At 59.6% G+C, this 23670-nt stretch carries 20 protein-coding genes; 8 read left to right on the forward strand and 12 right to left on the reverse strand.

Annotated elements, in window-relative coordinates; all coding sequences use genetic code 11:
- Positions 1-365 precede the first annotated feature (365 nt).
- Together DY252_RS20990 and DY252_RS20995 are read left to right on the forward strand one after the other, a co-directional pair.
- A complete protein-coding gene (locus DY252_RS20990) occupies positions 366-1373 on the forward strand; it encodes an AAA family ATPase (RefSeq protein WP_114090154.1) in 1008 nt (335 codons plus the stop codon).
- Positions 1366-3867: a S8 family peptidase gene (locus DY252_RS20995; protein ID WP_064790299.1), complete on the forward strand. Its 2502-nt coding sequence runs from the start codon at positions 1366-1368 to the stop codon at positions 3865-3867. The genes DY252_RS20990 and DY252_RS20995 overlap by 8 nt, the downstream gene beginning before the upstream one ends.
- A gap of 152 nt (positions 3868-4019) precedes the next feature.
- Here the strand turns inward: DY252_RS20995 and DY252_RS21000 are convergent, their stop codons facing one another.
- Both DY252_RS21000 and DY252_RS21005 read right to left on the reverse strand, forming a co-directional pair.
- The gene (locus tag DY252_RS21000) at positions 4020-4490 is read right to left on the reverse strand and encodes a hypothetical protein (RefSeq protein ID WP_082923593.1); all 471 of its coding nucleotides are present in this window, start codon (positions 4488-4490) and stop codon (positions 4020-4022) included.
- The gene (locus DY252_RS21005) at positions 4487-5365 is read right to left on the reverse strand and encodes an alpha/beta hydrolase family protein (protein WP_082923592.1); all 879 of its coding nucleotides are present in this window, start codon (positions 5363-5365) and stop codon (positions 4487-4489) included. Before DY252_RS21005 ends, DY252_RS21000 begins: the two co-directional genes overlap by 4 nt.
- Before the next feature lie 94 nt (positions 5366-5459).
- Here DY252_RS21005 and DY252_RS21010 point away from each other — a divergent pair, with 94 nt between their 5' ends.
- Positions 5460-6011, forward strand: coding sequence for a TetR/AcrR family transcriptional regulator (locus tag DY252_RS21010; protein WP_064790298.1), 552 nt, complete (start codon positions 5460-5462; stop codon positions 6009-6011).
- A gap of 143 nt (positions 6012-6154) precedes the next feature.
- On the opposite strand, the gene DY252_RS21015 is transcribed toward DY252_RS21010, so the two are convergent.
- The 4 genes from DY252_RS21015 to DY252_RS21030 all read right to left on the reverse strand — a co-directional run bounded on the left by DY252_RS21015 (position 6155) and on the right by DY252_RS21030 (position 10355).
- Positions 6155-8281, reverse strand: a complete 2127-nt coding sequence (locus tag DY252_RS21015) for a ParB/RepB/Spo0J family partition protein (RefSeq protein ID WP_064790297.1) — start codon at positions 8279-8281, stop codon at positions 6155-6157.
- 116 nt (positions 8282-8397) lie between these two features.
- Positions 8398-8886, reverse strand: a complete 489-nt coding sequence (locus DY252_RS21020) for a JAB domain-containing protein (RefSeq protein WP_064790296.1) — start codon at positions 8884-8886, stop codon at positions 8398-8400.
- A gap of 114 nt (positions 8887-9000) precedes the next feature.
- Positions 9001-9396, reverse strand: coding sequence for a DUF2958 domain-containing protein (locus tag DY252_RS21025; protein WP_064790295.1), 396 nt, complete (start codon positions 9394-9396; stop codon positions 9001-9003).
- A complete protein-coding gene (locus DY252_RS21030; RefSeq protein WP_064790294.1) occupies positions 9393-10355 on the reverse strand; it encodes an ArdC family protein in 963 nt (320 codons plus the stop codon). The genes DY252_RS21025 and DY252_RS21030 overlap by 4 nt, the downstream gene beginning before the upstream one ends.
- Before the next feature lie 266 nt (positions 10356-10621).
- Here DY252_RS21030 and DY252_RS21035 point away from each other — a divergent pair, with 266 nt between their 5' ends.
- The 3 genes from DY252_RS21035 (at position 10622) to DY252_RS21045 (ending at position 16174) form a co-directional block, all read left to right on the forward strand.
- A complete protein-coding gene (locus DY252_RS21035; protein ID WP_064790293.1) occupies positions 10622-11842 on the forward strand; it encodes an ATP-binding protein in 1221 nt (406 codons plus the stop codon).
- A 62-nt stretch (positions 11843-11904) separates the two neighbouring features.
- Positions 11905-12687: a HamA C-terminal domain-containing protein gene (locus DY252_RS21040; RefSeq protein WP_064790292.1), complete on the forward strand. Its 783-nt coding sequence runs from the start codon at positions 11905-11907 to the stop codon at positions 12685-12687.
- Entirely contained in the window at positions 12674-16174 is a 3501-nt protein-coding gene (locus DY252_RS21045) for a DEAD/DEAH box helicase (RefSeq protein WP_064790291.1), read from the forward strand. Before DY252_RS21040 ends, DY252_RS21045 begins: the two co-directional genes overlap by 14 nt.
- 25 nt (positions 16175-16199) lie before the next feature.
- Here DY252_RS21045 and DY252_RS21050 read toward each other — a convergent pair whose 3' ends face one another.
- From DY252_RS21050 to DY252_RS22280, 6 genes are all read right to left on the reverse strand, one after another.
- Positions 16200-17153: a restriction endonuclease gene (locus tag DY252_RS21050; protein WP_064790290.1), complete on the reverse strand. Its 954-nt coding sequence runs from the start codon at positions 17151-17153 to the stop codon at positions 16200-16202.
- Positions 17150-18418, reverse strand: a complete 1269-nt coding sequence (locus DY252_RS21055) for a three-Cys-motif partner protein TcmP (protein WP_009573745.1) — start codon at positions 18416-18418, stop codon at positions 17150-17152. The genes DY252_RS21050 and DY252_RS21055 overlap by 4 nt, the downstream gene beginning before the upstream one ends.
- 27 nt (positions 18419-18445) lie before the next feature.
- Entirely contained in the window at positions 18446-19228 is a 783-nt protein-coding gene (locus DY252_RS21060; RefSeq protein ID WP_064790352.1) for a DUF5131 family protein, read from the reverse strand.
- Positions 19229-19264: 36 nt separating this feature from the next.
- Complete coding sequence (locus DY252_RS21065) at positions 19265-19696, reverse strand: PIN domain-containing protein (RefSeq protein ID WP_009573743.1); 432 nt, start codon at positions 19694-19696, stop codon at positions 19265-19267.
- The gene (locus DY252_RS21070; protein ID WP_009573742.1) at positions 19693-19995 is read right to left on the reverse strand and encodes a hypothetical protein; all 303 of its coding nucleotides are present in this window, start codon (positions 19993-19995) and stop codon (positions 19693-19695) included. The genes DY252_RS21065 and DY252_RS21070 overlap by 4 nt, the downstream gene beginning before the upstream one ends.
- Positions 19996-20285: 290 nt before the next feature.
- On the reverse strand, positions 20286-20522 hold the full coding sequence (locus DY252_RS22280) for a hypothetical protein (RefSeq protein WP_009573741.1): 237 nt from the start codon (positions 20520-20522) through the stop codon (positions 20286-20288).
- Positions 20523-20558: 36 nt separating this feature from the next.
- Here DY252_RS22280 and DY252_RS21080 point away from each other — a divergent pair, with 36 nt between their 5' ends.
- Positions 20559-22304, forward strand: a complete 1746-nt coding sequence (locus DY252_RS21080; RefSeq protein WP_064790289.1) for a recombinase family protein — start codon at positions 20559-20561, stop codon at positions 22302-22304.
- 211 nt (positions 22305-22515) lie between these two features.
- On the forward strand, positions 22516-23637 hold the full coding sequence (locus DY252_RS21085) for a tyrosine-type recombinase/integrase (protein ID WP_064790288.1): 1122 nt from the start codon (positions 22516-22518) through the stop codon (positions 23635-23637).
- The last annotated feature ends 33 nt before the right edge of the window (positions 23638-23670 follow it).

A 23670-nucleotide genomic window follows, 5' to 3' on the forward strand; every position in this document is an offset into this window, starting at 1 on the left:
AACAGAGGAACCGCGTTACAAGCCCGAGACGGAACCGAACCCATGGCACGCGCCTTCATGGGATGACGGGGACATGGTGAAGTTGGAACTGGAGCCGCCGCGTGACCCTCCGCCCCCTGTACACGGTATGACGGTCATGCGACCTGACCGTTTGATGGACGGAGGTGCGACAGTGGTTCTGAAGGCCAGGTCACAGCGCTCGAATGATGTAAATACAGGGCGATCCGCCGGGCAAAGCCCCGCAACGCGCACCTGTGGGCACAACAAATATGCCCATGTGCGACTTGTTTCGATCACGCCGATCTTTCCAAAACCGCGAGAGTCAATTAGGATTCGACGAAAAGACAGACGACTGGGGCGACGCGGTGTCAAATGCGAAACAGATACTGGCGATGCTCAGAAGCCAGGCGGAAGGCGATGAAGAACAGTTCTTCTCCATCGCGCTTCAGGTTGCGGCTGGCGAGGCGCGCCAAGGACACCGTGCGACCGCAGAGGATATCCGTGCGGCAGTGGATGCCGCACGTTCACAGCGCGGCACGCGGGCGTCTGTCCCGATCGCCTTTTCTCGACCCCGTGGAGACCTCGACAGCCTTCTCGATCTGCGGGACCCGCAGATCCATCTTGCCGATGTGGTGCTGAATGCAGACGTGAAAGGTCATCTCGAAGCGGTTGTGCTTCAGCAACAGCGTCGGGATTGGCTCCGGGAACATGGGAAGACACCGAGCCGCCGCCTCCTCTTTGCCGGACCTCCGGGATCGGGGAAGACGATGACCGCCGAGGCGCTCGCGGGCGAACTCCATCTTCCTCTGTTCGTGATCCGCCTAGAAACCCTGATTACGCGCTTTATGGGGGAAACGGCCGCCAAACTGCGTCTGGTTTTCGACGAAGCGCAGAAGCGCAGAGGTGTTTATCTCTTTGATGAATTCGATGCCGTGGGCAGCGACAGGTTGGCGACGAATGATGTCGCGGAAATGCGGCGGGTACTGAACAGCTTCCTGCAGTTCATGGAAGAGCCTTCTGCGACCGACAGTGTTCTGGTGGCTGCCACGAACCACCCCTCTCTTCTCGACCGCGCGTTACTACGGCGCTTCGATGAAGTTCTGCAGTTCGAGATGCCATCAGCAGATGAAGTGCGCGCCATTATCAAGGCCCATCTGTCGCCGATGAAATATCCCAAGATCAATTGGAAAACCATTGTTGCCGCGGCCACCTGCCTCAGTCAGGCGGAGATTGTCCATGCAGCAGAAGAGACCGTGAAAGCGGCAATCCTTTCAGAACGAAATCAGATTTCCACCGCCGATCTGACGCGCGAACTTCGCAAACGCCAGGCCATGAGAACGGTGTTCTCTGAAGAACAGGGACACATTGGCTGAGTACGAGCACCGACATATCGACCTGAGCGGTCTTTCGACTATCCGCAATTACAAGTCCCCAGGCAGTAGCGCCCGACAACGGCCGCTTCAGCGTATCCGTGAGGAACATGGGCAGCGCATTGTCGGCGAGCTGGAAGCCGCCTTCGAGGCGTCTGATCTCGGACGAGAGGATTTGGGGGCACCCGAGGGAATTCCAGCATCGGACGGCGTCTACCTTGAGGTGGAGCTCGCACCCTCTGTGGGGCCGACCACGCTGGAGAAGACGCGCGAGGGGACACGCCAGGGCGCCGTCACACTTTCCGAAACAGGCGCCCGTCGCATCGCCCTCTTCGTCCCTGACGAAACCAGAGATGTCTTTGAGGCGGTTTTCAGGGATTACGCCTTTACGGAAGTAGACGAAGGTGCCGAGGCCCCGAAGAAGTCCCGCGTCGAGCCTGTCGAGCATATCCGCGCCGCGCGCTTGCGAACGTTCTGGCGCGACGATCCTCTGGCTCTGCCCGATGATCCGCAGGCGGAAATGTGGTGGGCCTTATGGTGTTTTGCCGACCGCCTCGAACGTGTTGAGACCAGCGCTCAGCGGCTCGGCCTGACCGTCGGGGGAGAAGACAGCTGGCTGCACTTCCCCGAAGTCGTGGTTCTTCCAGTGCATGGGCGCAGAGCAGCGATCGAGATGCTGCTGTTTTCAACGGGAGGCATTTCCGAGATCCGGCGAGCGAGCGATACGCCGACGGTATTCACGGATGAACTCGAGGAGATGGCGAACGCGTTCGTGGATGATCTGGCCGAAAGGATCACCTGGCCAGGCCGCGACGTGCCCGCGGTTTGCCTCCTCGATACGGGTGTGAACCGCGGCCATCCGCTGATTGAACCTGCCCTAGCTCCCGGTGACATGCACGCTGTGCATGCAGATTGGGGGGTGGATGATGATAGTCCCAGCGGGCATGGATCCGGAATGGCCGGGCTGGCGCTCCACGGCGACCTGACAATGCCGTTGGGAGATGCGTCGCATCCAATGCTTGCGCATCGCCTCGAGTCCGTCAAAATCCTTCCGCCGGACGGCTTCGAGCAGAATGATCCCGGCTCCTATGGTGCGATCACAACCTCCGCCAGCTCGCTTCCGGAGATATCGGCTGCCGAGCGGCCGAGGGTCTTTTGCATGGCCGTGACGAATGAAAACCGGTCGGGAGCGGAGCCAACGGCTTGGAGCTCTGCTCTCGACCAGATCTCGGCGGGCGTGGACGCAATCGAGGAAGGCCCGGACCATATTCGGCGCCTTTTCGTCCAGGCGATCGGCAACATCGCGGACAGCTCGCGCGCCGAGGACATTGCCGATGGCGACGCGTTTCCGGGAGAAGATCCTGCACAGGCATGGAATGTCCTAACGGTCGGCGGCACAACTCTGAAATCAGAAATCGCAGAAGCCGGTTACCGAGACTGGCGCGGATGGTCTCCTCCCGGGGACCGCAGCCCCTACAGTCGGACGAGCGCGCTTTGGCGCGCGGGGCAGTCACCGATCAAGCCGGAGATCGTCTTTGAAGCTGGAAACCGCGCGCTGAGCAGATCAGGGCTCGAAGCACTGTCCGGCCTCCCTTCCCTCTCGGTGCTCACCACGGCGAAATCGATCGCTCCGCATCCGGTGACACCGTTCTGGGCAACCAGCGCAGCGACAGCGCAAGCGGCACGGCTTACGACGCGGATCATGGCTGAGCACCCGGAGTATTGGCCAGAGACCATCCGCGCCCTGACCGTGCACAGCGCCCGGTGGACGCCGCATATGCTTACGGAATTCAACGCGACCGCGTCAAAGTCGGACAGAAAGGCGCTCGCAAGAAAATACGGATACGGGGTACCGGATGTTCGGCGCGCCCTTGCTTCGGCCCGCGATGATCTTGCGTTGGTCGCCGAGCAATATATCCAACCGTTCCGGGTCGAGAATGGCAGCGTGCGCTTCTCGGATGCTCATGTCTACCGCTTGCCCTGGCCCCGACAAGTCCTTGAGGATTTGGGCGACCAGCCTGTGCGCCTCAAGGTGACGCTCTCATATTTTGTCGAGCCGAACCCAAGCTTTGCAAGCGCGATCGATCCTGCCCGATATCAGTCTTTTGGGCTGCGCTTCGACCTCAAGCGGGCACGCGAAACTGACGGGAATTTCCTGCGCCGGGTGAACAAGGATGACCGTGGCGAAAACGACCCTCGCCCTATCAACGAAGGCAATGACGGCTGGTTCTTCGGACCGAAGTCGATCTCAGCCGGCTCCATTCACATGGATATCTGGGAGGGCAGCGCTGTCGAGCTCGTGGAGCGCGATTTCCTCTATGTCTACCCGATCTCGGGCTGGTGGCGAGAAAGGCGAGCCCTGGGGCGAGCGGACAGCAAGGCCCGTTATGCGCTCGTTGTCGGCATCGAGACCGCGGAGGTCGACGTCGATCTGATGACGCCCATCCAGACCGAAGTTGCGGCGTTGCTTCAAACTGGAGTTGATATCGAAATCTAGTTTGTGTTCTTGCTGAGACGACATGCTCTGTTCTGCGAGCGCCTTTGGGTCATTAACATCTGACATCACGGGCAAAATGACGCCTTTTACATCTAGGCTACATTTCGCAGGCCTTTAGGCGCCAGACTGACAGCGACAACGAACAGTAACGGTCATCCACCCTGCCTCGCCGCCCATTGCAGGCCAAGCGCATAGGCCCCGGCAGCACTCACCAGCGCCCCCACCAGCACCGTCAGCGCAAGGATCGTCCAGCTGATCCAGTCCACGCCCAGAATGAAGAAATTGTCATTCCAGATGCCCCAGACCGGAATAGAGGGGCGCCACAGGTGAACTTCGGAGAAGGCCGCGCCGACCAGCAGACCGTTGATCATTGTCGCAACGCCCGCGCCCTTGCCGCGCCACAAAAGCGCCAGTGCGATCAGGCTCGGTACATAGACGGACACATTCACCAGCCAAAGCTGCGCGCTGATGGTATAGCACCAGTTCGCGGCCTGCCGAACGTGATCGCTGTCGTGGATAACGATCATCGCAATCATGGCGATATTGGCCCAGAGAATGGTTTTCCGGGCGCGGGTGCTCAGGACTTCTGAGCGGGTTCCATCCTGTGTCGCACTATCAGTCATGGGCGGGCCTTGCAGGTCAGATCGGGCTGAGGCAGATCAAGTAGGTCGGCCCAGACGGGCGCGCTCTCTTTGGACAGGGCTTCGATATGTTTGAGCGCGGGCAGACCGTAGTTGGCGGGATCGAAGATGCGAAATTCGGCATCTGAGGAGGCAAAGACCTCCGCATAGCGTCGCACCGCAACCGGCGGGACGACGACATCGTCGGCGGCGACGCAAATACGGATGTCCTTGCCCTCGATGCTGTAATTCGGCTCCGGCAGGGTGACACCGATGTCCGAGGCGTAGAAATCGCGCCGGGTGCACCATCTGCGCCACTGCCAATAGACACCGGCGGGCAGATCGGCCCCTAGCGACAATCGTTTACCCGGCATATAGCCCGCAAGGGCGGTCGCCACGGGGCCAAGCGCGAACCAGAAGGCTAGAACCTTGGGCCGGTAGCTCCAGGGATGGTCGGTATAATGTCCGATCCCGGCTCCGATGGTGGTGATCCGCGTGACGCGGTCGGGCAGGTTCTGGAACGGAAGACCAAGCCCGCCCAAACTGTGCCCGAGCACCCACAAGGGGCCTGTCGGAGCCAGTTTGGCCAGCGTATCGAGTGCTGCGGTCTGATCGTGCACGGCCCAATCCGCGAAATTCGCCTGACTTTCGCGCATCGGTCGGGTCTGGGACGCGCCGAAGTCTCGATAGTCATAGGTCAGGACATTGATCCCGCGCGCGGAAGCCCAAGCGGCGAAATGGCGGTAAAAGCGCTGCGGCACACCAGTGGCCCCGTGCAGCAGCAGACTGGCCCGGGGTGCATCGGATGCCGGATACCAGGTCCCGATAAGTGTGGCTCCGTCCGCCGGAATGGTGATTGTCTGCGCGGCCTGTTCCAAAACTCTCGCTTTCCTTGCATTCTTCCTCTGTATTGGACCGACTGGTCTACGCAATCAATAGACCAATCGGTCCAATGGCGCTATCTGTTTTGTCATGAGTGACCCAACGTCTCGCGACAAGCTGATCCGCACCGCCTCGAACCTCTTTCGCCAGAAGGGGTATTCGGGCGTTGGTCTTTCGGAGCTTCTCAAAGAGGCGGGGCTCCCGAAAGGGTCGCTCTATTACCATTTCCCGAACGGCAAACAGGAATTGGCCGAAGCCGCGACACGCTGGGCCGGGGCGTGGCTGGAACGGTTGCTCGATACGACCTTCGCGCAGGCCGAAAGCTTTGACGAAGGTGCGCTCATGGTCTGCGACGCCATTGCCTCCGAGGTGACGTCGCAACCTCATGTCCCGGCCTGTCCCGTGCTCAGCATCCTGCAAGCCGCCCCGCTGGAACCGCGTCTCCAGATCACCGCGCAGGAGGTCTATGGCAGCTGGACGAAATGTATCGAGAAACACGCCAAACGGTTGGGTCATCCCCGGCCCAACGACGCCGCCTTTTCTTTGCACTGCAAACTCCAAGGGGCGTGGATCATCGCCTTTGCCCAGCAATCCAACGCGCCCTTCGCCCAACTGGCGCGAACATTAGATCAAAAGCTCTGATGTCAGACCTAGGGAAGCACTTATCATTTTTGATATCTGCGGGCATCAGGGTTCTCCAAAGAAAAAGCCCGGTCACGAGGACCAGACAAGTTGCGGAAACGGAAGAGATGAGGCGGGGCAGCGAACGCCGCCCCACCTGAAGATCATTCGGCGGCGACCATTGGCTGCTCCTCGTCCTCCGTGGCGTCTTCATCCTCGCCATCGCCGGCAAGGAATTCAGGCAGATCATCCGCCTCAGTGTTGACCCCGGCATCCATCGCGATATCGGCATCGCGATCCACCATGCGCAGCGGCTCCGGAAGCCAGCCGGTTTCGGCCAGCAGGCGCTCGGCTTCGGTGGCCATGTCGCTCTTCTTCAGATGGTCGATGAGCTGGGCCGCCCGCTCGCCAGCGCCCTCGCGCACTGCCTCGATGATCCGAGGCTTTGTCACGCGGCCGAGATAGTTGGCGACGGTCGGGCGCCAGCCCACCGCCACCATGTCGAGGCCCGTCGCCCGCGCCAGCCGGTCGGCCTGGGACAGGCGCAGGTCGAGCCCGTGCTGGCTGACGCCCATGCCGCCATAGGGGTTGGGCTTCTCGTGCAAGGCGTTGACGCCGAAACTGACGCAATGGGCGAGCAACTCCATCCGGGTGTCATCGTCCTGATCGACCAGCCAGTCCCAGAGCGCAGCATCGTCAGCGGGGATATGATCGCCCCAGCGTTCATGCCGATCCTGGATGGACTTCGCCGAGGCGCTTTCGCCCAGATCGTCGGCCTGTGCCGGGAAATGAACTTCCCGGACATGGGCCTCCAGGCAACCTCTGGTGGAATGCGGCAGAAAGCAATCGGTGACCAACCGATGCAGGAGCGCCGTCATCGCCACATGCGGGTTCATCGCCACAACGTCCCGGAGCGCCAGCGTGCGGTGCGCGGTCAGTTCGCTGACGAGCCGATCGGGCAGCGGCCGGATGGTCTCAAGCTCTTCGTCCTCCTCGGGTTCGGTGGCCGTACCACCCACCGTAATGACAGCGCGCTGCAAACCACCGGACTCGCCGCCCTCGGGAGAACACCCATCGGCACCCTGCCCTTCCTGACCTTCCACCGCCTCGTCGTCGGCACGGATATAGCCGCGCTCGACGGCGAGTTGGCCGTCGTGACGAATGCTGAGGAAGACACCGGCACGGGCCATCTGGTCCGCGTCATACCGCATCGGACGGGCCTCGAAGGCCTCCAGCGCCTCCTCGATCTCGCCGAGGCGAGCATCAACCTCGTCGGGGAACTCGTCAGCCTCAGCATATTCCGCCTCCAGCGCGTCGAACTCGTCCCGCAGCTTTTCGCGCTCGGCGCGTTCGTCATCGGTCAGATCGACTGTGGTGCCGGTCAGGCGACGCAGGCCACTGGTATGGCCATAAGGGAAATCCGCCGCGACCTCGATCCACTTCCAGCCCTCGGCGGCGATGGTTTCTGCCTCTGCCTTCAGCTTCTCGCCGACCAGCCGGTCGAGCAGCACCGGGTCCTGGAGCCAGCCGCCATCGTCCTGCTGGAAGAGATCGCGCAGCACATAGCCGCTCGCCGCCTCATAGGTCTCGATGCCGACGAAGAGAGCCCGCTTGTCGGAGGCCCGCACCGTGGTCTCGGTTAGCATACGCCGGATCGTGTAAGGCTCCTTCTGCCAACCATCCTTGATCGCCGCCCAGACCTGTTCCTGCCGGGCATGGTCGTCGGAGATTGTGAAGGCAATGAGCTGTTCAAGCGTCATGCCGTCCTCGGCATAGATCTCGAGCAGCGCCGGCGAGACCGAGACCAGGCGCAGGCGCTGCTTCACCACCTTGGCATCGACGAAGAAGGCGGCGGCGATTTCCTCCTCGCTCATGCCCTTCTCTCGCAGCACCTGGAAGGCGCGGAACTGGTCGAGCGGATGCAGCGGCGCGCGTTCGATATTCTCGGCGAGTGAGACCTCGTCGATCAGGATATCGTCTCCGGCGTCCGAGACGATGCAGGGCACCGGTGCGGTCTTGTTGAGGCGCTTCTGCTTGACCAGCAGTTCCAGCGCCCGGTAGCGGCGGCCGCCAGCCGGCACCTCGAAAAGGCCGGTTTCCTGCCCCTTGGCATCGAGCTCGGGCCGGACATGCAGGGACTGGATCAGCCCACGCCGGGCAATGGACTCGGCCAGTTTCTCGACCGAAATGCCGGCCTTCACCCGCCGGACGTTGGACTGGCTGAGCACCAGCTTGTTGAAGGGGATGTCGCGCGAGGACGACAGGGTGATTTTCTGCGTGGCAGTGGCCATGTCAGTGTCTCCATGACGGACGCCGGGGAGCCTCTCTCTCCGGCAACCAGCCCGTCATGAAACCTCCACCCTCCTTTCCCTCTCATGGCCGAGCCGCATATGAACACGCAGACCCATCAGAACTCACCGCGGGCACGCAAGCTGATCTCCCGGCCAGCACCGGTGATGATGTGGTCGTGCAGCATCACCCCTAGGGACGCACAGGCATTTCGGATTTCCTTCGTCATCGCGAGGTCGGCGGCTGAGGGCTCGGGATCACCGGCCGGATGATTGTGGACGATGATCAGCGCCGAGGCATTGAGCGCCAGGCAGCGCCGCAGCGCCTCCCGGGGATAGACCGGGACGTGATCGATGGTGCCGATGGCGAGGCACTCGTCTGAGATCAGCCGGTTCCTCCGGTCGAGATAGAGGGCATGGAAACGCTCCACATCGCCCCTGATGGTGAGGGCACAATAATCGAGCACCGATTGCCAGGACGACAGGACAGGGTTTTGATTGAGGTGGCGCAGCAGGATCTGCCGGGCCTCGTAGACCACGGCTTGCTCTTGGGCGGAGAACCGCAGCGGCTGCGGTTCGATGGCGGGTGTTCTCGTGTTTCGTGTCATGGTGCTGTTCTCCGACGGGCAGTCGGCCGGGCGCCGAACTTTCACCGTGTCACGAGGAGAAGCGCCGCCCTCTTCCTTCGAAGAGAGCGGCGCCGAAGCTGAAGAGCGTGGATCTCAGGAACGCCGGGGCTCCGCATCGGGGCGTGTCCCGCCTGGCAGACGGCCCGAGCGATAAAGCAGGCGCTCGGCATCGCGAATGCTGCCGGCATCGCGGGCGGCCTCGGCCCAGACCGAGATCGGGAAGTCCCCCGTGAAGAGCAGATCCCGCTCGATGCCCATGCCGAAGGGCAGCCGAATGTAACGCAGTTCGTTGAGGCTCCATGAGCCAAGTTCGGGGTAGCCAATGTCGGCCAGGCCAAACATGATGTCGCCGTCCTCGTCGAGCTCGGTCGCGAGCCAGACACCGGCGCCAAAGGGATTGAAAAATTTCACGATCGGAATGTGATCCTGATCGCGATCGCGGCCATTCGCCAGCAAACGGTCACGCTGTGTGTCGGTCAGGAGGATCATGCCGCAGTCCTCCCTTCCGTCGGGGTCTGCCGCTCAACATCGGTGCCGGCGTCGGGCAGATGGGCCAGCAGCCAGTCGGCCGCCTTGCTGGCCTGCGAGGCGGCACGCACGATGGCCCGCGAATCCTCGCGCATCACCTCCAGCCAGGAGCCGATGTAATCGGCATGGCGCACAGTCGGGACGATCCCGAGCGAGGCGCAACAGAACGCGCTCGAAATCTCGGCGATCAGTTCCTCGAAGGCGTATTTCTTCGTGCCGAAAGCGCCCGAGAAGTCCCGCCCCAACCTTGAGGCATGGCCCGTTGCGTGCCCCATCTCGTGCAGGGCGGTCCTGTGCCAGTTGATCGGCTCAAAATAAGCCTGCGGAGGTGGCACCTGCACATAATCCTGCGAAGGGACATAGAAGGCGCGGTTGCCACCGATCCGGAAGTCGATACCGGTCGCGGCGATCAGTTCCTCGACCCGCGGCTCGATCAGCCCGGGCGGCGGTGGCGGTGCCTCGACGGTGATATCGTCGGGCAGACCCTCGCATTGCGCCGCGTTGAACACGGTGAAGCGCTTCAGGAACGGGATGCTATTGGCGTCTTCCCCGGTCTCCCGGGCGCGGCGCTTCTCGTCTTCAGGCGTGAAACGGTCGGCGTAGACGACGGTGGTGCCGCGCTCGCCCTTGCGGACATTGCCGCCGAGTGACAGCGCCTGGCGGAAGGTCAGCCAGTGCTGGGTTGGATAGCCCTGCTGGATCACGGCGCCCCAGAGGATCAGGACATTGATCCCGGAATACTGCCGGGAGGTGGCCGCGTTACGCGGCATGGCGAGCGGCGCCTGCGCCGCCGCCGTCCCCCAGGGCTGGACCCATGGCAGCCGGCCGTCCTCCAGCTCGGCGATGATCTTGTCGGTAATGTCGTCATAAAGGTTCGTTCGCGGGCCGCTCTTGCGGGCCGCGCGATGCTCCATGGTCATCGGAATGATCTCCGCGACGGGCGCCGGAGGCCTCTCCTCCAGCCCTCAACCCGTCACGGAAAACCCGCCCGCACTCTCACTCTCAGGGGGCGTTGCGGGGCCTCCCCGCTGATGGGGGTGTGTCGGCAATGCCAGTGCCGACCAGGGAGAAGGCTTTCCCCTCCCATCCCCTTCCAGATCGCGACCTTCTTGGTTCCAATTAGCGACCCATTGACTTCCAATCAGCCGAGACAGATAGTTCCAAATGTCGGAGACTAGAGGACGGGATGTTCAAGCGGTTTGTAGAGCGCCGGGCGGAGGAAGCCCTTTCGGATACGCCCGTGGTTCTCATTGTAGGGCCACGGCGGGCTGGCAAAACCACGCTCGTCAAGAAGATGGGGGAAGCCGGCCGCACCTATATCACGCTGGACGACCAGACCGTGCTGGAGGCTGCGCGGTCCGATCCGGCCGGGTTCATCCGGGGACTGGATAGGGCCATCATCGACGAGATTCAACGCGCGCCCGACCTGCTGCTGGCGATCAAGAAGACGGTCGACGAGGACTATCGTCCGGGCCGATTTCTCCTCACCGGCTCAGCGAATGTGCTGACCTTGCCACGGGTCGCCGATAGTCTCGCCGGCCGGATGGAAACGCTCGAGATGCTGCCGCTGGCACGGGCCGAGATCGAGGGCAGGACGCCGACCTTTCTGGAGCGTCTCTTCGAGGGAAAGCTGCAAAAGCCAAGCAAAGCGATCGTCGGCGACGATCTCGTCCACTCCGTCCTGCTCGGCGGCTTTCCCGAGGCGATCGCCCGTGAGAGCGAGCGGCGCCGGCAGGACTGGGCGCGATCCTATCTCACCTCGGTTCTCACCCGCGATCTCAGGGACATCGCAGAGGTCGAGAAGCTGACCGAGCTCCCGAAATTCGTGCGTTTGCTGGCCGAGCATTCCAGCCAATTGGTCAACTATTCGCAGTTCGGAGCCAGCATCAATGTCAGCCACAAGACGGGACAGCGCTACGTCGGGCTGCTCGAACAGGTCTTTCTGATCGCGACGCTGCAGCCCTGGTTCACCAACGCGCTGAAGCGCATCGTCAAAACACCGAAGCTATATTTCCTCGATTCCGGCCTGCTGGCGAGCACGCGGGGCCTGACCTTCGACAGGGTGAAGGCGGATCGCGGGACGTTCGGCGCCCTGCTGGAAAGCTTCGTGTTCTCGGAAGTGCTCAAGCTGACGACAGCCTCGGACCTGCGACTGACACCCTATCACTTCCGCGATCGCGACATGCGCGAGGTCGACATCGTGCTGGAGCGTGACGACGGCATGATCGCCGGCATCGAGGTGAAGGCGAGCGCCACGGTCAAGTCCGGCGATTTCGCTGGGCTGCGCGCCTTGGCCGAAGCCTGCGGAGACCGCTTTGCTTTTGGCACCGTGCTCTATGACAGCACGGATGTTGTGCCATTTGGTGACCGGCTGGCTGCGGCGCCATTGTCCTGTCTGTGGAGTTGAGCGGATGTGCAAAGATTGCCGACTGATCAACCTTCGCGATGCAATGATCGTGGGAGGCCTACGTGAGCCTGTATGAGAGGTGGTGCGACGCCACGAGAGAAAAAGACAAACGCAAGTACTACTGGACCTATGTCGAGAAGCATGGTGGCCGCGATGAAATCCAGGGGGACTTGGCTGAAACGATCCGTTCGCATTACGACCGACTGGAACGCATTGCGGAGGACGTGGACCGGCTCGGATACAAGGTCGCCGCCGAGATCCTCAGCGAGGCGATGCCTCAGACGTCCAAGGGTCGTTCGGGCGATCTCGGCGAAATTCTCGCGACTGAGCTCGTCGAGGAGGAGATTGGCCTGCGTGTCCCTGTGCGCCGTCTCCGCTACAAGGACGGGCGCAACATGGCCATGCGCGGAGATGATTTCATCGGGGCCGGGTATGACAGTAAAGGCGAGAAACTCTGGCTCCTGAAAGGGGAAGCTAAGAGCAACAAGGTACTGGGAAAGTCAACGGTCACGAGCGCCCGCAAGGTACTCAACCGCGATAGCGGTCGGTGTACGCCGGACTCGCTGCTGTTCGTTGCAAACCGCCTGCTGGAAAGCAACGACCCGGACGACAACGCACTGGGCCGCAGCCTTCGCGACGAGGTGGGCCTGAAGTCTCTCCGGGCGGATCGCATCGATCACATGCTTTTCACTATATCGGGCAACGGTCCACACGCTTCGTTGAAACAGGATCTCGAGGCGACCGGCAGCAATCGAGACCAGTATGTCGTGAACATTCACGTCAAAGACCACCAGGACTTCATCGCGGCCATGTACCAGGAGGCGGAAGATCTTGGAGACGATTGACGAGCTGACAACTTTCCTGACGGACGCGACCGTCGATGGCATCCTCGGACGCCTCCTGTATCGCGGCGCGGCATGGTCGCTGATGCGCGAAAACGGTGTACTGCCGCCGAATGCGCCGCCGCTCGGCGCGACGATCGAAACGGATCTTGCGGAACACGGCTTTGCTTTGCTTAGGGGCGCAATGGCGCTGCGTGCTCAGGCCGGCACCTCGGACCTGACCAGTAAGGCATTCGAGCGTGCAGCCAATGCCTTCGAAGCCCTTGTTCGCAATGGTGATGCGGGGTCGCCTGATCGAGGCTTCCGCCGCACCATCGCTGCCGCAGCCTATCATCTCGCCGGATTTTCAGCCGTTGCCTATTCGCTCTTCAATGAGACTGCGGGCGATCTCAACACCTCACCCGGCGAAACAGCGATCCAACATCTGATCCTGCGCGATCTCGGCCAATTGCGCGGCTTCGTTCGCGAGTGGCTGGACAACGACGATCACAAGGATGAGCAGATCGCCGAGATGCTGCGGGGTGAAAAGCCCGATGTCGATGAGGTTCTGTCGACCATCCTCAACACGACGATCTGCCGGGCGCTGGCGTATTTTGATTTCGCGCTTGAGACGGGCGAAGCCGAGCCGATCGAGACAGCAAGGGCATTGCTCGACGCCGCGGTCAGTCTTGCAGACAATGCGGAGAATGTCCCCCTGTGGTGGATATCGAACCTCTGTCGCCACCTTATCGATGACCTGTGGCAGCATTCCCTGCACGAAAGTCTGCCGACCGAGCCACCGGAGGGAACGGAGGAAAAATACCCGGACCTGCGCAGGCTATTCATCTCATCGCTCTATGCTCGCAAGAATTCCGAGGTGGAGTTGTGGCCATCGCAGCGCGAAGCAGCCCGGCGCTCCACCGACGTCACGGACGATCTGGTTGTCGCCTTACCGACCAGCGCAGGCAAAACGCGGGTAGCCGAGATTGCCGCGTTGATGACCCTGTCGTCGGCGCGCCGGGTCCTGATCGTCACGCCGCTGCGTGCGCTGTCCGCACAAACCGAGCGATCCTTCAGAAAAACCTTCGCGCCCCTCGGCTTCAGCGTCTCCTCACTTTACGGTGCCAGCGGCCTTTCGGCAGGCGATGAAGACGCATTGCGCACTCGCGAAATCATCATCGCGACACCTGAGAAGCTCGACTTCGCACTGCGAAGCGACCCATCTCTGATAGACGATGTCGGTCTCATCGTCCTCGACGAAGGCCATATGATCGGCCCGAGCGAGCGTGAAATCCGTTATGAGACGCTGGTCCAACGCCTGCTTCGGCGCTCGGACGCGGAGAGCCGTAGGATTGTCTGTTTGTCCGCCATTCTGCCCAGTGGCGAAGAGCTAGACGATCTCACGGCATGGATACGCTCCGACGAACCCGGCGCGCCGGTGCTCTCAGACTGGCGTCCGACCCGACAACGATTTGGCACGCTTACTTGGCGGGGCCAAGACGCACTGCTTCGCCTCGATCTGAATCGCAATGGTCCGTTCATCGATAAATTCGTAGTGCAGAGACCGGCTAGAGGCAAAGAAAAACTACCCTATCCGCGCAAGACGTCGCATCTCACCTTGTTCGCTGCATGGGAGTTCGCCGGCCAAGGTAAGAGGACGCTGATCTTTTCAACCCAAGCCAATTGGGTCGAAGGCTTCGGCAAACAAGTCGTTGACCTCTGCAAGCGTGGATATTTGGGCTCGCTGCTGGAGGATGAGGCACCGATTGCCCGCGCTCTTGAGGTCGGCAAGGAGTGGTTGGGAGAAGACCACCCCGCCGTTGCCAGTCTGAAGGTAGGTGTCGCAATCCATCACGGTCGGCTTCCGAGCCCATTCCTGCGCGAATTGGAAACGCTGCTGTCCGAGGGCGTCTTGAAGGTCATCGTTGCATCGCCGACGCTCTCGCAAGGCCTCAATCTCAACGCTGCAGTTATGCTGGTGCCGTATCTGGTCCGCAGAGGCGAGAAGATCAAAGGCGAGGAGTTCGCAAATGTCTCCGGGCGAGCCGGCCGCGCTTTCGTGGACGTCGAAGGCCTCATCGTTCACGTGATGTTCGACAAGATCAAATGGCGAGAAAGAGAGTGGCGTGAGTTGGTTGCCTCCGCCAAGGCCCGCACACTGAAGAGCGGCCTCATCCAAATCGTCGCAGAGATCCTTGAGCGCCTGGCCCGTGAAGGCGTTCTGGAGCGCGATGACGCATGGGAATATCTCGCCAACGCCCGCGAAGCCTGGAGATCGCCCGCGGAGGAAGCCGCAGTCGCCGAGCGCTTGGCGGCCGGCGCGGAATATGACGCAGATGACGGTGAAGATGAAGGCGGTGATGACGAGGGGGAGACAATCGACGAGGAACCGCTTTCGCAAATCGTCGAACGTCTCGATGCGACTGTCTTCGGATTGATTGAAGCGCTGGACTCCGACCGGGCGGATCTGCCAACGCTCTTGGACGAGGCGCTCAAAGGGTCGCTCTGGGCGCGCCAGATAGCCCGAGAAGACGAGGACATCGCGCCATTGCACAAGAAGGTGTTCGAGGCGCGCGCTGAACTCATATGGAAGTCCACTACAACGGAGGCGCGGCGCGGACATTTCGCGATGGGTGTCGGGCTTGAGGCTGGGCTCGCCATTGATGCCATGGCAGACGAGTTGGCCGATCTCCTCGATCAAGCTGACGCTGCCGCGCTGAGTGGAGATGTCGGCGAACTTGTCGACGCCCTTTCAGGTCTCGGGGAACGCCTGCTGTTTATGCGGCCGTTCATTCCCGACAAGACCAACGCGCTACCGGCCAACTGGAAGGACATCCTGCGCCGTTGGGTGTCTGGCGACGATGTCGCCAATATTGGGCCTCAGAATATGCGGGCTGTCGAAGAGGCCTTCACCTATCGTTTGGTCTGGGCCTTGGAAGCTGTTCGTACCCGCCGCATGTCCCTCGGCTGGTCTCCAGAAACAGTGGTGGGGGGCGCCGCAGCAGCGGTCGAAACCGGCGTTCCACAATTCATGATGTCGATGCTGATCCGCGCGGGCCTTCCATCACGGCGCGCAGCCATGGCGGCAATCGAGGATGCCGAGCCAGCCTTCGTCACGCCCGCGGAGATGAGGGCCTGGCTCGAATCCGACGAGATCACAGCTTACACCGATGCTGGTGATTGGCCGACCCCCGACACGGCAGCGCTATGGGCGCGGTTCCGAACGGAGGCCCTGAGTGGCGGCATTCAGAAATGGTCGGTCGAACACTACAAGCGCCTGCTCGACACCGCGACCGCCCCACCTGCCGGCCTCTATCGGATTGTCACAGACGATGGAGATGGGCGGACCTGGATGGCGACGCCTGACTATCAGCGGGTGGCGGCATTCAAGAAATCGGCACTTGATCCGAAGCCCAGCCTGTTCTCGGGGCGGCTGCCGGGCAATACTAGGTTGGTGGAAGCGTTGCGCGTCGGCCGTGGGAAACTGCGCTGGCCACGGGCCAACACGTAGAGGAGAACCTACGAGATAATTTCCGCTATTTTTCGTTGGAAGGCTGAAAAAATCCTGCTCTTAGGTCACGAATACTTTCCGAGTGCTTAGGCAGCTGCAAGGAGATGCGCTGATTCTTTCCCATCCGCCGCTGCGAAGAAAATTCTACGCGCTGGATGGCATCGATATCGCCGGATGAATACTCGACCCTGTTGGCCTCATCGAAAGGAATGTGTTCTGCCTCTACCCAGAGAGCAACGGTGAGTATTACGTCTCCCAACCGAACGGGTCCGTCGGGAGTCGTGACGGTCACCTCGCCGGGGTAGGGAAAGCACACCGTTCGGAAAACGGGTGACTGGGCCTTTTCTATGCCTTCAAACGGATCAGTTGCCTCCTGAAGCTGGAGCCAAAGATCGTTCAAAGACCAGGCCGCGCCGGTCTCCTCGTTACGAAAGATGGATGCGAAAGGGTCCGTATCCTCGGGTAGCGTGCAGTCAACATCCGACGGCTCTGGCATCTTCCAATCGAGCGAGCGAAATTTTCGAATGCCGACTCGTGAGATGACGCACGCTTTGTGCCAGAAGAGCACGAAGTCTACCTGCAGCAATGAATTGACATCCTCACTCGCGATTTCCGAGAGCTCTCGAAGAGAAACACCGCTTTGCTCGGCGACCTTCCGGGCACTGTCGGTGAAACCAGACGCACTCACCGCGATCGTACGATCTGCACCAATCGCCTTTTTCTTCGCGGCCAGTTGCTCGATCCAGGTGACATCCTGAATTGCAGTCCTTCGCCGACACTCGATCGTCAAAAGGACTTCGGCGGTTCCAATCCGCGTACGGATACTTGCATCGACCTCTCGTAGCTGACCTGTAATCTTGCATCTGATACGATCAGGAGAGTTAACAGTCACATTTCCGGGGTCTGCATCAGCCTCTATTCGCGCAACCAGACGCTCGAATTCACGCCATTCAGGATCTTGGCCTTCGCTGGCGCTCATCTTTTGCGACGCTTTCCGTCCGCACCGGCATCGAGGAACATCGGGAAGAAGCTGCGCTGTGTCTTCACCTTGATGACATCATTGACCCCAATCGTGTTTGCTTTCCGTCGCTCACCGCCTGCAGGTGTAATGACTTCAAGATCGGGGTTCTCGATAATCGCCGTATGAATGTCATCAGCGTGAGCAGGTGTGACGTTGTAGATGCTCTCGTAGAAATCCATGACGGGCATCGCATCACCAGTCTCAGTCACAAGACGCGGAATATCTCCCAGGAGTTGGCTCTTCGCGGACGCACGGGCATCACTGTCGAACAGATAGAGCATGCCTTCGTCATGCCGCGGATCATAAGACAGCATGTTGAGGCCAGACCGACCGAAATGTGCCTGCATCGTTGCATTGTCATGCAGGATGTTGTTGTAGACCTGCCGCGCACGGCAAGCGTTGGCGAAGTGAATGAGCCAATACCGCCAGCCACCAGGGTTATTAATCGAGAACGGGCTTACATAGGGAGCGCATCTCCTGAAGACGTCAAAAACGATTTTTTCAGCCGTGCCGAGCCAGTCATTCTTGCTCATGACCCCGTTCAGTTCACCGATATCGGTGGTCTTGAGCCCAAGATAGTCCAGTCGGGCAGTGAGTTGATCTGGTTGGTCCTTTTTCAAAAAGGCCAAAAGAGAACTGATCATGAACGTGTAGAAGATCTCAGCCGCTGGATAGGTCCGCATGATGTCGACGATCGTGTCACGCTCGACGTGGCTATCCCCGCACTGGTCTAAGTTGAACAATACGCTTCGATAACGGCCCTGCTCCAGCAACGCCCTGGTTTTCGGGTAAGCTTTCTCGAAGAACTCATTCAAGTACTCTACGCGAAGATGCAGCTTCGGGCATGTTTCCGCGATATCTGCCTGCAGTGGTGCGACATGGGTCTTCAATAGTTCAATCGCATCCCGACTGGCATCATTAAAAATGAGAAGACACTCGACCTCAATAGCGCCCAAGCCTTGCGCCGCCCGCTGTGTGTTGACCGCTTCAGTCGCGCGCCTGAGTTCTTCAATGAAAATCAGCGGGGACCCGGGCGTTCCGCACTGGTAACGCCCCCCACCAGCAAAACCATCGACTATTGCAAGCCTGAAACGTTCCTGTTGGGGTAATTTGCAGCGAACGGTAAGATAATCAAAGACGTACTCACGAAGAATCTTGTGTTTGCGCCGCGAATGCTCTTCGAGCTTCGCGCCATCTGCCCATTCGTATCTTTTTTCGACCATGTTGCCTCCCCGCCTATCTCTAAACTCTTACACAACCGCTTGCGGGGCGGCAGGCATTTCGTCCCAGGTGCGTCCACGATATTCTCGCCCGTTGGCCTTCTTCGAGCGCTTCTTGTTGTCCTTGCCCCAAGTTCCCCACTGTTTGAAGAAAAATGCCGTCCCTGCCTTAAGGCATTGGGCATGTATTTCATCAATCCATTCTTCGCGAATTGGACGGGCGGACTTTCCGCTTTCGCCGCCCACAATCGCCCAGTGAATATCCTGAAGATCAATTGCGCCAACGGCACCAATCAGCGGCTCAAAAGAAATGAAGCGGATCGCTGCAGGTGACCGGCGGAGGTCATCGATGCGATCAACGACTTCAGCGTTTTCGATGCTCGTACCAAGCCAAACGTTGGGCAGGACCTCTCCGATGCGGTCGCTGACCAACTCTGCCATACGCTCGGGACGCTTAGTCAGAATCTGGTAGTTATGGCGTGGCGTTTCACGCATGACTTGCCAAACGTCCAATATGAATTCATCAGTCACCCGGTCATGGAAGAGGTCACTCATCGAGTTAACGAAGATCTTTCGGGGCTTGCGCCATCTGTGGGGAATCGTCAGTGCCTGCCGATCCTCACGCACGACTCCATTCCAAACGGTCCTCCGACCCGTCTTGCGAGTTAGTCCTGCATATTTCTGGACACCCATCGCTTCGAGCCGCTTGGCCATTTCCATCGCATAACAATGGGTGCAGCCGGCTGTAACGATCGAACACCCCGCTACCGGATTCCACGTGGCATCTGTCCATTCAATCTGTGTTTCAGCCATGTCGGCCTCCCGCGCATTCATCGTTCCGGCAGCACATCAGTCAGTACCGCGTAACGGGTTGATGAACTGGATATCGGAGAAATCTTTTTCGTTTTCTGTTACCACCACGCAATCGTTGGCTCCCGCGACGGCGGCGATAATCACATCCAACGTGCTCCGCGGACGACCCGTAGACGTCCCATCCGCCATAAGTCGTGCCCATATCAAGGCAGCCTTGTCGTCAAAGGCTAAGATTCGGTCCATGAACAATTCCTGCGGGCCTTCCGGCCCTGAAAACCAAGCATCAAGTGCATCGCGCTTCTTGCCACGTGGTTTTTCCAGAATGCCGCGTCGGATTTCGGCTATGGTCAGCGATGCGATGAAGAGGTCCTCATCCCGCTGAGCTGCCATCCATTTCATCAGAAGTTCAGATGGCTTCGGCTTGACGATATTGCTGATGATGTTGGTGTCTAGAAGGTAACGGCTCACAGATCGACCCTTCGCCCTTCATCGCGCGAGCGCGAGAACTCGACTTCGGCTCCAACCAGGGGCGAACGGCGCAAGGCGGTCAGAATACTACCGGACTTCGGCGGCTCCTCCGCCACGACGGCCTTCACCGCGGCGCGCGCCTCTTCCGCTTCTGGCCCCTCTTCGGCCAAACGGCGAGCAAGCGAGCGGATCAGTTCGCGGTCGGATTCGAGAGCCATGACTTCGAAACGTTTGAAGCCGCGCTGTGTCAGGCGCGCGCGGTAATTCTTGATCGCTCGTTTCTGTGCAGCGTTGCTCATCGCCGATCTCCATGCTATATCAGGATATATATACCAAGAAACATTGGCTTTTCAACTGCCGTGCCGAAGAGCAAGCAGTCACGCCAAGATGGACGCGAGCCCGGAATGTGCCACAGGGTCCGACGTCAAGGCAGCATGGGTTAGATGTACATCGCGATCAAACAGACAATAGCGATTTTGCCCGCCGTTATTCACGACGAGGCTATATCCGTTTCTACGATCCGGCACGACGTAATGCGCCAGAAAAACCGACAACACGCTGTTTTTACATACTATTTTTCCTTGAGCGATCACTTCGAGATGTCATTCTTTGTCTTGCGCACCTCAACGCGCGAGAAACGGATGGCGACCTCTTGGCACGACAGCGACAAACCAAAGCGGAGACACTGCATCTCTCCGTCGAAGCGGCGGACACCGACGCCGCGTGTCTCGCGGGCGCCGAGCCTGATGCCCGCCTCCGCGATCTGGTCCGCCTCTTGGCCCGTCAGGCCGCCCGCGACTTTGTCAACGCCGAGACGGCCCATCATGAACAGGACCGCCTCCCCAAGTAAGGAGGCCGCCGTATGAAGGTCGCGCTCTACGCTCGCTATTCGTCCGACAATCAGCGCGATGCCTCGATCGCAGATCAGTTCCGGATGTGTCGGCTCTACGCCGAGAAGCAGGGCTGGCAGATCGTCGAGGAATACTCGGACCATGCAATCTCGGGCGCCTCACTGCTCCGTCCAGGCATTCAGGCCCTAATCTCCGATGCCACACACGGCCGCTTCAATGTGATCCTCGCAGAGGCGATGGACCGACTCTCCCGGGACCAAGAAGATATCGCCGGTATCTTCAAGCGCATGTCCTATGCTGATGTGAAGCTCGTTACCCTTTCCGAAGGCGAGGTCACGCATCTGCATGTCGGCCTTAAGGGTACAATGAACGCGCTGTTCCTCAAGGATCTCGCCGACAAGACTCGCCGTGGCCTGCGCGGCCGGGTTGAGAGCGGAAAATCCGGAGGCGGTCTCTGCTACGGATATAACGTCGTACGCACCGCCGATCCGGACGAGCGCGGTCACCGGGAGATCAACACCGCCGAGGCAAGCATCATCCAGCGCATCTTCAAGGATTATCTTGAAGGCAAGTCCTCCCGCACCATTGCCATGACGCTGAATCGTGAGGGCGTCCCTGGGCCGCAAGGCAAAGAATGGGGGCCCTCCACAATCCACGGAAACCCCAAGCGTGGCACAGGTATCCTGAACAATGAGCTCTATATCGGCAAGCTGGTCTGGAATCGCCTGCGCTACATGAAGGATCCGGATACCGGCAAGCGCGTCTCGCGCCCAAACCCGGAGAGCGAATGGGTCGTTCAAGAGGTGCCGGAGCTCTCAGTCATTGACCGGTCCCTATGGGATGCCGTGAAGGCGCGGCAAGCCAGCCTTGCCTTTGACAAATCCGAGAAGAGTTCAAACCCTATGAACAACCGGCGTCGCCCAAAGCACCTGTTCGGGGGGCTGATAAAGTGCGGCTGCTGCGGAGGGGGGTACTCGATGATCTCAAAAGACCTCATGGGGTGCTCAACAGCCCGCAACAAGGGCACTTGTGACAACCGAGTGAACATCCGACGCGATGCACTGGAGGCTTCCATACTGAACGGCCTCAGGAAGCATCTGATGGGACCTGAACTGTTCAAGGAATTCTGTGCCGAGTTCACAAAGGAGGTAAACCGCCTTCGCATGGAACGCGGAGCTGATCTGGAAGTATGGAAGAGTGAGCTGGAGCGCACCGATCGGGAGCTGGACAAAATGGTAGATGCCATTTTGCAGGGATTTCCGCCAGCCAAGCTGAAGGACAAGGCCGAGAAGCTTGAGGCGCGCAAAGCCGAACTAACCGAACTCTTGGCCAATGCCGACGAGCCACCGCCCTTTCTGCACCCGAACATGGCGCAGATCTACCAGGACCGAATTAGACAGCTCTATGAGAATCTCCAGCGCGAAGAAGAGCGAGCACAAGCTGCCGAGGTGTTTCGTTCCCTTGTGGATCAGGTGACCCTTATCCCGGAGGACGGCGAACTTGCCATTGTACTGCGTGGAGATCTGGGTGCCATCCTGCGCTTTGCTGCAGGAAAGAAAAACCCCGACTTCCTTTCGGAGGCCGAGGCTTTTGACAACCTGCTATCGCAGGGATCGTTGGTTGCGGGAGGGCGCAACCAACGATCTCTGCGGAATGGGTCCTGGAATGCAAAAACCTCCGCGGCGGGAGCCTTGGAGGTTTCGCAAGTATCGTTGGTTGCGGGGGCAGGATTTGAACCTGCGACCTTCAGGTTATGAGATTTAAGAACCACAAAATTCTCAACAATCCTCAACAAGCGGCAGTATATTTTTCAATATGTTAATGCATTTCCGTTGTTGTGGCTTGTTGTCAATTACGGGCAATTTTTGGGGCTTACTGTGCCAAAATTGTGCCAAATTTTCTTTGCGCCCTACCCCATAAGCAGTTAGAATGTATCATAAATTTTAACTAGCTGGAAAATAAACGTAAATGGCGACCATTCAAAAAAGAGAGGGCAAGAACGGGCAAACCTATCGTGTGATGATCCGAATGCACGGATATCCACCAGTTCAGCGTAGTTTTAAGCGACTTACCGATGCAAAGGCCTGGGCACAGGAAACTGAGCTCGGGATGCGCCGGGGCGATATCCGCTCAACCGCGAGCGAGGCGAAGAAGCGCACCCTCGGTGACGTGATTACAAAATACAAAGAGGACATTCTCCCCCACAAGGCTCCATCGAGCCAGCGAGTGGAAACCACTTACCTGAACCATTGGGAGCGAGAGCTAGGCGAGTATGCCCTCTCCTTCCTGACGCATGAGATTATCAGCAGAAAGATTGCCCAGCTGACAAACGCGGGTGATCAACGGGCGCAGCTTGAGGATGACGAGAAGCCTGCCAAGCCGAAGTCGCGCAAAACAGTGAAGCACTATCGCGATAATCTGGAGATACTGCTCAAGTTCGCTCAGAAGTGGGGATGGATCGGTTCTGCCAACCCGATGGAAGGTGTAAACCCGATTACGAAGGCAACCAAAGAGCGTGTACGCTTCCTCGATGACGACGAACGCAAAGCCATCCTTGCAGCGTGCAAGGCGAGCCCGAACAAGCAGCTATATCCGGTCGTCGTGTTTGCCCTTTCGACGGGTGCGCGAAAGAATGAGATTTTGAAGCTGACGCTTCGCGATCTCGATCTCGAACGCCAAGTGGCGGTTCTGCGAGAGACCAAGAACCGTGAAACCCGCAAGGCACCGATAGTGAGCTATCTCAAGGCGGTTCTCGAAGAGCACCTCAAGTGGCGAGAGAAGTATCTCACGAAGCGCGACATCAAGTCGGATTACCTTTTCCCTCGAAGCGACGGCAAAGGCGCTATCGACATCCGCAAGGCGTGGGAGAATGCACGCGAAAAGGCGGGCATCATCGACTTCCGCTTCCACGATCTACGCCACAGTGCGGCAAGCTACCTTGCCATGAATGGCGCAAGCCAGTTGGAGATTGCCGAAGTGCTGGGTCACAAGACCCTCCAGATGGTGAAGCGATACTCGCACCTGTCAGAAGACCATACCCGCGACGTGGTCGAGAAGATGAACGACAAAATCTTCAATATGGCCGACTGAACACCTCAGACGCGCGCTTCATTGTCTGTTTAG

Origin of the sequence: Thalassospira indica, assembly GCF_003403095.1 — a bacterium.
Taxonomy (GTDB): Bacteria; Pseudomonadota; Alphaproteobacteria; order Rhodospirillales; family Thalassospiraceae; genus Thalassospira; species Thalassospira indica.